The 12989-nt window shown below is 52.8% G+C and carries 15 protein-coding genes; 4 read left to right on the top strand and 11 right to left on the bottom strand.

Going from position 1 to position 12989, the window contains the following annotated elements; translation table 11 throughout:
* Nucleotides 1–65: 65 nt before the first annotated feature.
* The 3 genes from arcB (at nucleotide 66) to mtgA (ending at nucleotide 4015) form a co-directional block, all read left to right on the top strand.
* Entirely contained in the window at nucleotides 66–2405 is a 2340-nt protein-coding gene (arcB, locus tag GJ746_RS22655; protein ID WP_154682201.1) for an aerobic respiration two-component sensor histidine kinase ArcB, read from the top strand.
* Nucleotides 2406–2639: 234 nt separating this feature from the next.
* A complete protein-coding gene (gene elbB / locus GJ746_RS22650; RefSeq protein WP_154682200.1) occupies nucleotides 2640–3293 on the top strand; it encodes an isoprenoid biosynthesis glyoxalase ElbB in 654 nt (217 codons plus the stop codon).
* Nucleotides 3290–4015 (top strand): monofunctional biosynthetic peptidoglycan transglycosylase, encoded by a 726-nt coding sequence (mtgA, locus tag GJ746_RS22645; protein WP_154682199.1) that lies wholly within the window; start codon nucleotides 3290–3292, stop codon nucleotides 4013–4015. The genes elbB and mtgA overlap by 4 nt, the downstream gene beginning before the upstream one ends.
* Before the next feature lie 53 nt (nucleotides 4016–4068).
* On the opposite strand, the gene npr is transcribed toward mtgA, so the two are convergent.
* From npr to GJ746_RS22590, 11 genes are all read right to left on the bottom strand, one after another.
* Nucleotides 4069–4341, bottom strand: coding sequence for a PTS phosphocarrier protein NPr (gene npr / locus GJ746_RS22640; RefSeq protein ID WP_004106170.1), 273 nt, complete (start codon nucleotides 4339–4341; stop codon nucleotides 4069–4071).
* Nucleotides 4338–5192 (bottom strand): RNase adapter RapZ, encoded by an 855-nt coding sequence (gene rapZ, locus GJ746_RS22635; RefSeq protein WP_004106169.1) that lies wholly within the window; start codon nucleotides 5190–5192, stop codon nucleotides 4338–4340. Before rapZ ends, npr begins: the two co-directional genes overlap by 4 nt.
* Nucleotides 5193–5237: 45 nt before the next feature.
* A complete protein-coding gene (gene ptsN / locus GJ746_RS22630) occupies nucleotides 5238–5726 on the bottom strand; it encodes a PTS IIA-like nitrogen regulatory protein PtsN (RefSeq protein ID WP_154682198.1) in 489 nt (162 codons plus the stop codon).
* 66 nt (nucleotides 5727–5792) lie between these two features.
* Nucleotides 5793–6080 (bottom strand): ribosome hibernation promoting factor, encoded by a 288-nt coding sequence (gene hpf, locus GJ746_RS22625; protein ID WP_004106167.1) that lies wholly within the window; start codon nucleotides 6078–6080, stop codon nucleotides 5793–5795.
* Nucleotides 6081–6102: 22 nt separating this feature from the next.
* Nucleotides 6103–7536, bottom strand: a complete 1434-nt coding sequence (gene rpoN, locus GJ746_RS22620; RefSeq protein WP_154682197.1) for an RNA polymerase factor sigma-54 — start codon at nucleotides 7534–7536, stop codon at nucleotides 6103–6105.
* 47 nt (nucleotides 7537–7583) lie between these two features.
* Nucleotides 7584–8309 (bottom strand): LPS export ABC transporter ATP-binding protein, encoded by a 726-nt coding sequence (gene lptB / locus GJ746_RS22615; protein ID WP_004106165.1) that lies wholly within the window; start codon nucleotides 8307–8309, stop codon nucleotides 7584–7586.
* 6 nt (nucleotides 8310–8315) lie between these two features.
* A complete protein-coding gene (lptA, locus tag GJ746_RS22610; protein ID WP_154682196.1) occupies nucleotides 8316–8861 on the bottom strand; it encodes a lipopolysaccharide ABC transporter substrate-binding protein LptA in 546 nt (181 codons plus the stop codon).
* Nucleotides 8842–9405: an LPS export ABC transporter periplasmic protein LptC gene (gene lptC / locus GJ746_RS22605; protein WP_154682195.1), complete on the bottom strand. Its 564-nt coding sequence runs from the start codon at nucleotides 9403–9405 to the stop codon at nucleotides 8842–8844. Before lptC ends, lptA begins: the two co-directional genes overlap by 20 nt.
* On the bottom strand, nucleotides 9402–9968 hold the full coding sequence (gene kdsC, locus GJ746_RS22600) for a 3-deoxy-manno-octulosonate-8-phosphatase KdsC (protein ID WP_154682194.1): 567 nt from the start codon (nucleotides 9966–9968) through the stop codon (nucleotides 9402–9404). The genes lptC and kdsC overlap by 4 nt, the downstream gene beginning before the upstream one ends.
* A 14-nt stretch (nucleotides 9969–9982) precedes the next feature.
* Nucleotides 9983–10987, bottom strand: a complete 1005-nt coding sequence (gene kdsD, locus GJ746_RS22595; RefSeq protein ID WP_195908771.1) for an arabinose-5-phosphate isomerase KdsD — start codon at nucleotides 10985–10987, stop codon at nucleotides 9983–9985.
* Nucleotides 10984–11961 (bottom strand): calcium/sodium antiporter, encoded by a 978-nt coding sequence (locus GJ746_RS22590; RefSeq protein ID WP_154682192.1) that lies wholly within the window; start codon nucleotides 11959–11961, stop codon nucleotides 10984–10986. Before GJ746_RS22590 ends, kdsD begins: the two co-directional genes overlap by 4 nt.
* A 209-nt stretch (nucleotides 11962–12170) precedes the next feature.
* On the opposite strand from GJ746_RS22590, the gene mlaF reads away from it, so the two are divergent.
* On the top strand, nucleotides 12171–12983 hold the full coding sequence (gene mlaF / locus GJ746_RS22585; RefSeq protein ID WP_154682191.1) for a phospholipid ABC transporter ATP-binding protein MlaF: 813 nt from the start codon (nucleotides 12171–12173) through the stop codon (nucleotides 12981–12983).
* Nucleotides 12984–12989 lie beyond the last annotated feature (6 nt).

Genomic DNA, 12989 nt, shown 5'->3' with positions numbered 1-12989 from the left:
ACAACTTACAGCGTCTTGCTCAGAATTGAGTATTATTGTGCCAGGTTGTCGCGAAGGAATCCTTTATGAAGCAAATCCGTATGCTGGCGCAGTATTATGTTGACCTGATGATGAAGCTGGGTCTGGTGCGCTTTTCAATGTTGCTGGCCTTTGCGCTGGTCGTGCTGGCAATAGTCGTGCAGATGGCAGTTACTATGGTGCTGCACGGCCAGGTGGAAAGTATTGATGTCATCCGCTCCATCTTTTTTGGCCTGTTGATTACCCCATGGGCGGTCTATTTCCTTTCGGTGGTGGTTGAGCAACTGGAAGAGTCCAGGCAACGTCTCTCGCGGCTGGTGGAGAAACTGGAGGAGATGCGCGAGCGCGATCTAACGCTGAATGTGCAGCTTAAGGACAACATCGCCCAGCTTAATCAGGAAATTGGCGAGCGTGAAAAAGCGGAAGCGGAACGTGAAACGACCCTCGAGCAGCTGAAAATTGAGATGAAGGAGCGCGAAGAAACGCAAATTCAGCTTGAACAACAATCCTCCTTTCTGCGTTCTTTTCTTGATGCCTCGCCAGATTTAGTTTTCTATCGTAATGAAGATAAAGAGTTTTCCGGCTGCAACCGCGCTATGGAGCTGTTGACCGGTAAAAGTGAAAAGCAGCTTATCCACCTGAAACCGCAGGATGTGTACAGCGAAGAGGTGGCGGAGAAGGTGCTGGAAACGGATGAAAAAGTCTTCCGTCATAACGTGTCGTTGACCTACGAGCAGTGGCTGGATTATCCGGACGGACGTAAGGCCTGCTTTGAAATACGTAAAGTGCCTTATTATGACCGCGTCGGTAAACGACGTGGCCTGATGGGATTTGGCCGTGATATTACCGAGCGTAAGCGCTATCAGGACGCTCTGGAGCGGGCCAGCCGTGATAAGACCACCTTTATTTCAACGATTAGCCACGAGCTGCGTACGCCGCTTAACGGCATCGTCGGTCTTAGCCGAATTTTGCTGGACACCGATTTGACCGATGAACAGGAAAGATACCTGAAAACCATCCATGTCTCAGCGGTAACTCTTGGCAATATCTTCAATGATATTATTGAGATGGATAAAATGGAGCGGCGTAAAATTCAACTGGATAACCAGCCGGTTGATTTTACGGGCTTCCTTGCCGATCTGGAAAACCTCTCCGGTCTGCAGGCGCAGCAAAAAGGCCTGCGCTTTGTGCTGGATCCCACGCTTCCGCTGCCGCACAAGGTCATTACCGATGGCACGCGTTTACGCCAAATCTTATGGAATCTTATTAGCAACGCCGTGAAATTCACTCCGCAGGGGGGGAATGTGAGCGTACGCGTGCGCTACGACGAGGGAGATATCCTGCACTTTGAAGTAGAGGATTCAGGCATCGGTATCCCTGAAGCGGAACAGGATAAAATTTTCGCTATGTATTACCAGGTGAAAGATAGCCAGGGAGGCAAGCCGGCGACAGGCACCGGTATCGGTCTTGCCGTATCACGTCGTCTGGCTCGCAATATGGGGGGGGATATCAGCGTTGCCAGCCTGCCGGGCAAAGGCGCGACCTTTACCCTCACCGTCCATGCACCTGCTGTAGCAGAAGAAGTCGAAGATACGCTGGCGGAAGATGAAATGCCGTTACCTGCGCTGAACGTGCTGCTGGTGGAAGATATCGAGCTAAACGTCATTGTGGCGCGCTCGGTGCTGGAGAAACTGGGCAACAGCGTGGATGTCGCGATGACCGGTAAAGCCGCGCTGGAGATGTTTGTACCCGGCGAGTACGACCTTGTTCTGCTCGATATCCAACTGCCGGATATGACCGGTCTCGATATTTCTCGCGAGCTGAAACAGCGCTTTGCCGCTGATGAGCTGCCGCCTTTGGTTGCGCTGACGGCAAACGTATTGAAGGACAAGAAAGAGTATCTGGACGCGGGAATGGACGATGTTCTGAGTAAGCCATTATCGGTTCCGGCATTAACCGCGATTATCAAAAAATTCTGGGATGCTCCGGAAGAGGAGGAGAGTGAGATGCCATCTGTTGATATCAGTAAATCGGCTTCCGTACTGGATATTCCGATGCTTGAGCAGTACATCGAACTGGTAGGACCGAAGCTTATTAATGACGGTCTGGCCGTTTTTGAAAGGATGATGCCGGGCTACCTGGCGGTTCTGGAATCAAATTTGACCGCGCGCGACCAGAAAGGCATTGTCGATGAAGGACATAAGATTAAAGGGGCCGCCGGTTCAATCGGTTTGCGCCATATTCAACAGCTAGGTCAGCAGATTCAAACTCCGGACTTGCCAGCCTGGGCGGATAACGTTGGAGAATGGGTGGAAGAGATGAAATCCGAGTGGCAAAACGATGTGGCGGTACTCAAGGCGTGGGTTGCGGCGGCAGATAAAAAATGACCCCGGATAAACCGGGGTGCGCGAATACTGCGCCAACACCAGGGAACCGGTCATTGCGCCAGAATCATTTGAGTGATTTTTTTACACGGCACAACCTGAGGATTTGGCTTGCTCGCCCATTAAGATAGCAAACCTTAAATAATTTGTTACGTGAATCAGTAAAATATGTGAAGCATAGCGAGTAAATCAAAATTTTTGACTGCTTTCATAAACTTGTACTAAGAGGCTGATGTGATGAAAAAAATTGGTGTCGTGCTGAGCGGCTGTGGCGTATATGACGGAAGTGAAATCCATGAAGCTGTCATTACCCTGCTGGCAATTGCCCGCAGCGGCGCTCAGGCTATCTGCTATGCGCCTGATAAAGCGCAAACCGATGTTATCAATCACCTGACAGGCGAAGTCCAGGCGGAAAGCCGTAACGTGCTTGTCGAGGCTGCGCGTATTGCACGCGGCGAAATCCAGCTTCTGGCCAATGCCCGAGCGGAGGAGCTGGATGCGCTGATTGTGCCCGGTGGTTTTGGCGCGGCAAAGAATCTCAGCAGCTTTGCTTCCCGGGGGAGTGAATGTGAAGTCGATAGCGACCTGAAGGCTTTGGCTCTGGCGATGCATCAGTCCGGTAAACCGTTGGGCTTTATCTGCATCGCTCCGGCGCTGTTGCCGAAAATATTCGCCATTCCGTTACGCGTGACCATTGGTACCGATCTTGATACCGCCGATGTGGTTGAGGAGATGGGGGCTGAACACGTGTCGTGCCCGGTTGATGATATTGTGGTTGATGAAGACAACAAGGTCGTGACGACTCCGGCGTATATGCTGGCTCAGAACATTGCTGAAGCAGCGAGTGGCATTGAAAAGCTGGTCGCTCGCGTATTGGTTCTGACGGCATGACATTCCGCTTTTCGCCATTGCGTATGATTAAACGTTTATTGCTGAGGCTGCTGTTAGCTTGTGCCGTTGTATGGGCCGGTGGGATTGCTCTGTTTAGTATTGTGCCAGTGCCTTTTTCGGCCGTGATGCTGGAGCGACAGGTCAGCGCCTGGCTCTCAGGGAATTTCCATTACCTCGCTCATTCCGATTGGGTGGGAATGGATGAGATTTCTCCCTGGATGGGACTGGCGGTCATCGCTGCAGAAGATCAGAAATTCCCGGAGCACTGGGGGTTTGACGTTTCGGCCATAGAGAAAGCGCTGGCGCATAACGAACGTAATGAAAACCGGATCCGCGGCGCATCAACCCTGTCGCAGCAGACAGCAAAAAATTTGTTCCTGTGGGATGGCCGCAGCTGGCTACGAAAAGGGCTGGAGGCGGGACTGACCGTCGGCATCGAGACCGTGTGGAGCAAAAAAAGGATCCTCACCGTTTATCTTAATATTGCTGAGTTTGGCGAAGGAACGTTTGGCGTGGAAGCTGCGTCGCAGCGTTATTTCCATAAGCCGGCCAGTAAACTGACAGCTGCCGAAGCTGCACTTTTAGCCGCGGTCCTGCCCAATCCCCTTCGCTTTCGCGCGGACGCGCCGTCGGGTTATATTCGCAGCCGCCAGGCGTGGATCCAGCGACAGATGAAACAGTTAGGTGGGGAAGGTTTTATGCGGGCGAATAAGCTACATTAATAAACTTGCTATCAGATACCCCCGGTAAGCACCGCTGCAGCCGGGGAATACCTCTAGTCTTCATCAAACCCGGCGTTGAATAGCGCGATAACCGCTGCCAGCGCTTCAACCTCCTGCGGGCCGTTGGCTTCAATCTCAATCTGACGGCCTTTAGCCGAGTCGAGCATCAGCAGGGCAATCACGCTATTCGCTTCAGCTTCGGTGCCTTCATCATTGCGCAGCAGCACTTCAGCATCATAGTTTTGCATTAATTCAAACAGCTTCATCGCCGGGCGAGCGTGCATGCCCAGCTTATTGGTGATTTCAACGGTTTGCTTAACGGTCATGATTTGCGTTTTTCCAGCGTCCGATGACGAGACTGCACGTTCTTACCGCGTGAACGGAAGTAGTCAGCCAGCTGTTCGGCGATGTAAACCGAACGATGTTTACCGCCGGTACAACCAATGGCGACCGTCAGATAGCTACGGTTATTGGTCTCCAGCATAGGTAACCATAGCTCAAGATAGCTGCGGGTCTGGTAAATAAAATTATGAACTTCCGTGTGGCGATCGAGGAAAGCGGCAACCGGTTTATCAAGGCCGGTCATAGGACGTAGCTTCGGATCCCAGTGCGGGTTCGGCAGGAAGCGGACATCGAAGACGTAGTCAGCATCGATAGGAATTCCGTGCTTAAAGCCAAAGGACTCAAACACCATTGTCAGTTCGCGTTCGCGTTTGCCCAACAAACGCGTACGCAGCATCTCTGCCAGCTCATGGACCGACATTTCGGAGGTATCAACGATCAGGTCGGCGCGCGAGCGCAGAGGTTCCAGCAGGTCGCTCTCTTCATCAATGGCGCTTTCCAGCGACAGATTTTTGCTCGACAGCGGATGTAAACGACGAGTGTCGCTGTAGCGGCGAATCAAGGTGTTACGATCGGCATCCAGGAACAGCAGCTGAGGTGAAAACTCTGCGGGCAGATTTTTCATCGCCTGCTCGAAGATTTCCGGCGACTCCGGCATATTTCGCACGTCTATACTGACGGCAGCCGAGATGTTCCTGTCGGCCAGCGATCGAGCGAGCTCGGGTAGCAGCACAACCGGCAGATTGTCCACGCAGTAAAAACCCATATCTTCCAGCGCTCGCAGGGCGACGGATTTCCCCGACCCTGAACGGCCGCTGACGATCATCAGTACCATGTACCGTTTCTCCTCAGTACGATAAAGAGTAAGGTGCGACTTCCGTTACGCATCATTATTACTTCCCGCTTCAGTGATGATTTCATACAGCTCTTCATCACTTTGTGCAGCGCGCAGACGGCGGCAAATTGTTTTATCCGCCAGACGCTTTGCTACCAGCGAGAGCGTATGCAGATGCGTTTTAGTTTGATCGGCCGGAACGAGGAGGGCAAACAACAGATCGACAGGCTGATTGTCGATAGCATCAAAGGCGATCGGGGTTTCCAGCTGGACAAAAACGCCCACGGCCCGCAGCGTATCCTCTTCGAGTTTTCCGTGCGGAATAGCAATGCCGTTGCCAATTCCGGTACTGCCCATTTTCTCACGAGTCAGGATCGCCTCGAATACTACCTGGGGCGGTAGGCCTAACTGCTTTGCTGCCAGCTCGCTGATAATTTCCAGCGCGCGTTTCTTGCTCTGGCAGTGAACCTGGCTACGGGTACATTCCTGGTTAAGGACATTGCTCAGTTGTAGAGCCGAATCGTTATTTATCATAATTTCACCTGAGCTCTTCCTGGCCAACCGCCTGCTGGCGGTTGGCGTAGGCTATTGCCCGGACAATTAGTGTTGTTTCAGTTTATCTTTATGTTTTGTTAATTGTCTTGCCAGCTTATCGATAAGACCATCGATAGCGGCATACATATCCTGCCCTTCCGCACTGGCATGGATTTCACCACCGTTGACATGCAGATTGGCATCCGCAATTTGCGTTACCTTCTCCACCTTTAACACAATATAGACCTGGTTGATCCTGTCGAAAAACTGCTCCAGTTTGCTGAACTTCGCGGTAACGAAATCACGCATAGCGGGGGTTATTTCGACGTTGTGTCCTGTAATGTTGAGCTGCATAGTGTCTTCCTTATCGGTTGGGTCAAACTAGCTGCTTGCGCTGGTTTGACGGCGGAATGGATAAAGACTCTCGGTACTTAGCAACGGTTCGGCGCGCTACCATAATACCCTGATCGGATAGCATGGTGGTGAGCTTACTGTCACTCAATGGTTTCGCCGGGTTTTCCGCGGCGATTAATTTCTTCACCAGCGCACGAATGGCCGTCGACGATGCTTCGCCGCCGCCTTCGGTGTTGACATGGCTGGAGAAGAAATACTTCAGCTCAAAAATACCGCGTGGACTGTGCAGGTATTTTTGCGTGGTAACGCGTGAAATGGTGGATTCATGCATTTCGACGGCCTGGGCGATGTCCGCCAGCACCATCGGTTTCATAAACTCTTCACCCTGTTCAAAAAAGGCCTGCTGCTGTTCGACGATACAGCGGCTGACGCGCAGAAGGGTGTCGTTACGGCTCTCAAGGCTTTTGATAAGCCAGCGCGCTTCCTGCAGGTTGCTGCGGATAAACTGACCGTCAGCATCGTTGCGCGTACTGTTGCCCATGGCGGCATAGTGCTGATTGATCTTCAGGCGCGGAAGGCTATCTGAATTGAGTTCAACCACCCAACGCTCGTTAACTTTGCGTACCAGTACGTCAGGAATAACATATTCCGGCTCGCTGGTTTGGATTGACTGGCCGGGGCGCGGATCCAGCGATTGGATCAGATTTACCGCTTCCTTTAACACTTCTTCTTTCAGGCGGGTCACGCGCATCAGAGTGCGGAAATCATGGTTGGCGAGCAGATCGAGGTGATCGCTGATGATCAGGCGAGCTTCTTCGATCCACGGCGTCTCTTTGGCAAACTGCGACAGCTGAACCAGCAGGCAATCGCGTAAATCTTTTGCCGCCACGCCGACGGGATCGAAACGCTGAATGCGCTTGAGAACCGCTTCAACTTCTTCAAGTCCGATTTCATCATCGCCAATGCTTTCAACGATGTCTTCCACGGAAATAGTCAGGTAGCCGGTATCATCAACGGCATCGACGATCGAGGTCGCGATGGCGCGATCGGTGTCGGTGAATGGCGTAAGCTCAACCTGCCACATCAGGTAATCCTGCAGGCTTTGGGTGGTCTCGCCCTGGTAGACCGGCAGTTCGTCATCCTGGTAATCAATGCCGTTTCCTGATGGCGTTCCCGCGGTATAAATCTCATCCCAGCTGGCATCAAGAGGCAGCTCTTCGGGCATCTCTTTCTGCTCAAGGGCATCGACGGTATCCAGAGACTCGCGATCCTCGGCCTCTTTGGTTTCCACCTCATCGTGAAGATCGGTTTGCTCCAGCAACGGGTTGCTGTCCAGCGCCTGCTGGAGTTCCTGCTGGAGTTCTAACGTAGACAACTGCAGTAGACGAATTGCCTGCTGCAGTTGTGGCGTCATGGCAAGCTGTTGGCTTAGCCTTAATTGCAAACCTTGCTTCATATTCAGGGCCAATATCTCCGGCTAAAACGTCTGTAACCTCTACCCTATCAGAGTCTGAAGTCTTCCCCAAGATACACGCGCTTAACCTGCTCGTCTTCAAGGATTTGCTGCGGCGTACCGTGAGCGATAAGGTGCCCCTGGCTGACGATATACGCTCGCTCACAAACGGCCAGCGTCTCCCTGACGTTGTGGTCGGTTATCAGAACGCCCAGACCGCTGTCGCGCAGGTGTTCAATGATGCGTTTGATATCAATAACGGAAATGGGGTCAACGCCGGCAAAGGGTTCATCCAGCAGGATGAATTTCGGGTTGGCGGCCAGCGCGCGGGCGATTTCTACGCGGCGGCGTTCACCACCGGAAAGTGCCTGGCCGAGACTATCGCGCAGGTGCTCAATGTGAAACTCCTCCATTAGCTCCTTCGCGCGATCTTCACGCTGCTCGGTACTCAGGTCGTCACGAATCTGCAATACCGCCATCAGGTTATCGTAAACGCTCAGGCGGCGGAAAATGGAGGCCTCCTGCGGCAGATAGCCAATTCCACGACGCGCGCGCGCGTGCAGCGGCAGCAGGCTGATATCTTCGTCATCGATGATAATGTTCCCTGCGTCGCGCGGTACGATGCCAACGACCATATAGAAGGTGGTCGTTTTACCGGCGCCGTTTGGGCCGAGCAGGCCTACAATTTCGCCCGAGTTCACGGTCAGACTGACATCTTCCACGACGCGGCGGCCTTTATAGGCTTTAGCAAGGTTCTTTGCAGTTAATGTTGCCATAACGAATTACTTACCTTTCTTTGACTGATCGCCACTTTTGTCCTGCAGCTGCGAAGGAACCAGAACCGTGGTCACGCGCCCGCCTTTATTGCTGAAAGCCTGCATTTTTTGTTCTTTCACCAGGTAAGTGATTTTGTCACCCTGGATATTGCTGTCGATCTGTTCCAGATGCGCGTTGCCGGTCAGGACGACAAAGTCGTTTTGCAACTCATAATGCATTTTTGACGCGCGGCCTTTCACCGGTTTGCCGTTGTCCTGCATCTGGTAGAAGGTTGCCGGATTACCGTAGCCATCGATAACCTCTTTGCCCTTTTCTCCACCTGGACGAGTCACGACAACTTTATCGGCGTTGATTTTGATGGTTCCCTGAGTGACGACGACATTTCCCGTAAAGGTGACGACGTTACCCTGCATATCCAGCGACTGCTGATTGGATTCAATGTGGATCGGCTGATCGGTATCACCCGTCTTCGCCTGTGCCGACAGGCTGGCGGCCAGTAAGGCGCTGGCGAGCGCAATCTTAAGGCTGAGTTTATTTGTTCTGAATTTCATATGAGGTTCTAACCTTTTCAATCAGCTCGGCATTTTTGCTGCGTAGGTTCCCGCGCATTTTCAGGCCGCTGGAATTAAATGTTGTTCCGTATAACGTCACCATGTCATCGGAGGTAACATCCTGTGTTACCAGGTTTATCTGGGCGTTATCCGTCGTAATCTTGCGCAGTTGAGAATCCGCCGTTAGCGCATTCACCTCAACGTGCCCGTAAAGATACAGCATGCGGTCACTCGTCAACTTGGCTTTATCCGCTTTGACAGACCAGGTTGGTACTTTATTCGTATCAAAGGTGGTCATCACCGGCTTCGCGAACCACGAAAGCTGCTGTTCGGAAAAATACTCAACGTGTTCAGCGATTAACCGATAGTTGAGCGCCCCTTCGGGACTATAAACGACGGTATCGGTATGCTCGCTGGTGTACGTTGGGTCATCAGGATTGACCACTTGCTGGGTGCTATCGTCCGTGCTCGCCAGGTTCAGGCCGATCAGGATCAGCGCGACCAGCGATAGTAAAATGATAACCCAACGTCTGGTTTTACTCATATAGATTGCCCTTTGGCCTCATCCAGCTTGCCTTGCGCCAATAGTAGCAAATCGCATACTTCCCGTACCGCTCCGCGCCCGCCGTTTATTCGGGTAACGTAATCCGCGCGCGGGGGCAGCAACGGATGCGCATCGGCTACCGCTATGCTTAAACCAACTTCAGCCATCACCGGCCAGTCGATTAGATCATCGCCAATATAGGCCACTTCATCGGCGCTAACGGCCAGTTTATTGAGTAGTTCATGAAACGCCAGCAGCTTATCAGACTGCCCCTGGTACAGATGCTGGATACCCAGCGTTTGGCAGCGATCTTCCACCAGTTTAGCTTTTCGGCCGGTAATTATCGCCACTTCAATATCCGAGGTCAGGGCGCAACGGATGCCGTAGCCATCGCGCACGTTAAACGCTTTTAGCTCTTCGCCGTTGTTGCCCATATAGATAAGGCCATCGGAAAGGACGCCGTCTACATCAAGTATCAGTAAACGGATTTTCGCCGCCCGGTCAATAAAGTTCTGGCTCACTGGCCCATAGCAGGTCGCTAACAGGGCATCAGCATTATTCATTATTTTTTCCTTACTTACACTACGCCCGCGCGCAGGAGATCGTGCATATGTATCACACCTACCAGGCGGTCGCCATCGGCAACCAGCACGCAGGTGATATGACGGGACTGCATCAGGTTAAGCGCATCAACGGCCAGCGTTCCCGGACGAATACGGATACCGCCTCGCGTCATCACGTCGGCAATACTGGCGTTACGCATATCAATGCCGGTATCAAAAACGCGGCGCAGATCGCCATCGGTAAAGATACCGATAATATTCATGTCATCATCGCAAATGGCCGTCATGCCCAAATTCTTGCGCGTGATTTCCAGCAGCGCGTCGCGTAGCGTAGCCTGCAGGCTCACATGGGGGATTTCTTCCCCAGTGTGCATAATATCATTGACCCGCAGCAGTAGCTTACGGCCAAGAGCACCGCCAGGATGCGATAGCGCAAAATCCTCCGCGGTAAAACCGCGAGCTTCCAGCAGCGCGACGGCAAGCGCATCGCCCATAACCAGAGCAGCAGTCGTACTTGATGTTGGGGCTAATCCTAACGGACACGCCTCTTTGGGCACCTTTACGCACAGATGAATATCTGCCGCGCGCGCCATGCTGCTTTCCGGGCGACTGGTAATACAAATAAGCGACACCTGCTGGCGCTTGAGAACCGGAATTAGCGCGAGAATTTCATTGGATTCTCCAGAGTTGGACAGCGCGATGACGACATCGCCTGGAGTCACCATGCCCAAATCGCCGTGCGCGGCCTCGCCGGGATGAACGAAGAATGATGAGGTGCCGGTACTGGCAAAAGTCGCCGCCATTTTGCGGCCTATGTGACCGGATTTACCCATTCCCATGACGACGACTTTACCGCTGCAGCGAAAAATGGTTTCACAGGCGCGGGTAAAATCTTCATTAATGTATTGATCGAGCTGGGCCAGACCTTCACGTTCAATTTCCAGAACCTCACGGCCTGCCCGTTGAAAGTCAAAATCCGCTGGCAAATCTGTTGGTGACATAATCTTATCCCGAATCATTCAACGAAGAGCGGTGCTGTCCAGTACAGCATCGCTAACCAAAGCACAAAACCTCCAACCAGCAGGAGACCTGCAAGGCGACCGGGCTGCTGGTTACGGCGCCAGCACAGCACGGCAAATATCAGGCTAACCAGCAGCATGACGCCATAGTCGCGGGTAAAAGCCTCGGCGGCAAAGGTACCCGGGGCTATCAACGCCGGGAGGCCGAGGACCAGCACGATATTGAGAATATTAGCGCCAATAATATTGCCAATGGCGATGTCATTTTCACCTTTTCGTGCACCGGCGATGGCGGTTGCCAGTTCAGGCAGACTGGTGCCGATGGCGATTACCGTTAAGCCGACGGTCAGTTCGCTGATAGCAAAAAAGTTTGCCAGCACCGTGGCGTTATCAACCACCATGCGCGTAGCCATCGGCATCACTATCATCGCCACGCCCAACCAGAGCAGCGCCACGGGAAGTGAACCTTCTCGCGGTAGCTCCGCCAGCTGTTCACGAGTCAGGCTGTCGTTACCCTGGCGTTCCGCAAGCCGGGCAATTTTAATGGTGAATAACAGCCACAGGATGGCAAGCGCCAGCAAAAAAAGGCCATCTATTCGCGTTAGCTGCCCGTCGTACAGTACAAACCCGGCCACTACGCTGACCAGCAACATTAGCGGTAATTCGCGGCGCAGGATATCAGAATGCACGGTAAAAGGTTGAAACAGAGCCGTAAGACCGAGGATCAGCAGAATGTTGGTGATGTTAGAGCCAAGAGCGGTTCCGATCGCCAGATCGGTTTGCCCATGCAGAGACGCGGCGGCGGAAACAATGATCTCCGGTAAACTGGTACCGATGCTGACTACCGTCATGCCAATAATAAGCGGGGGGATCCCCAGCATACGGCAGAGGATTGAAGCGGCGTAGACCAGACGATCGGCGCTGTAGACAACCAGCAATAAACCAATAATTAACAGAGCCGTCGCTAAGAGCATCTAAAGTCCTTTATTCAGGTATAATCGTCGTCTCGCTGGCCGTCCGTAGGCAGCGTAACGAATTCTTAATTTTGACTTTATGTGTGTCAAAAGTAAAACAAATGCCAGCTTTCGCTAACCCTGGCAGGTAAGATTCTGTAAAAATGTTGGGTTTGTGGTGAAAGAAAGCGCCATGCTTAGCCCGATGGGTGTCTAGTAAGGATGATTTTATGAGCCAGAGTTTGGCGAATTTAGTCGAAGTACGCGGTATTCGCTTCTCGAGAGGCGACCGCGTGATCTTCGATGATATCTCGCTGTCGGTACCCCGCGGTAAAATCACCGCGATTATGGGGCCATCAGGGATCGGCAAAACTACCCTGTTACGTCTGATCGGTGGGCAGATTCCGCCTGATAAAGGCGAGATCCTGTTTGATGGTGAAAATGTACCGCAGATGTCGCGCTCGCGCTTGTATACCGTGCGCAAACGCATGAGCATGCTATTTCAGTCCGGCGCGCTGTTCACCGATATGAACGTGTTTGATAACGTCGCTTATCCGCTGCGCGAGCATACGCGTCTGCCGGAAGCGCTGCTGCACACCACGGTGATGATGAAGCTGGAGGCCGTCGGGCTACGCGGAGCCGCCAAATTGATGCCTTCTGAACTCTCCGGCGGGATGGCGCGCCGCGCCGCGCTGGCGAGGGCCATCGCCCTGGAACCTGATTTAATCATGTTCGATGAGCCTTTTGTCGGGCAGGACCCCATTACTATGGGCGTGCTGGTGAAGCTGATTTCTGAACTCAACAGCACCCTGGGTGTCACTTGTATCGTGGTTTCCCATGATGTGCCGGAAGTGCTTAGCATTGCGGACTTCGCCTATATTGTGGCGGACAAAAAAGTCGTGGCGCATGGGAGCGCGCAGGCGCTGCGTGAAAACGCCGATCCTCGGGTTCGTCAGTTCATTGATGGTATCGCCGACGGCCCGGTGCCGTTCCGCTATCCGGCGGGTGATTATCATCATGATTTATTGAGCAAAGGGAGTTAAGCGACT

Origin of the sequence: Klebsiella oxytoca, assembly GCF_009707385.1 — a bacterium.
In the GTDB taxonomy this organism is placed as follows: Bacteria; Pseudomonadota; Gammaproteobacteria; order Enterobacterales; family Enterobacteriaceae; genus Klebsiella; species Klebsiella oxytoca_C.
This window is presented reverse-complemented; position numbering and strand designations above follow the sequence as displayed.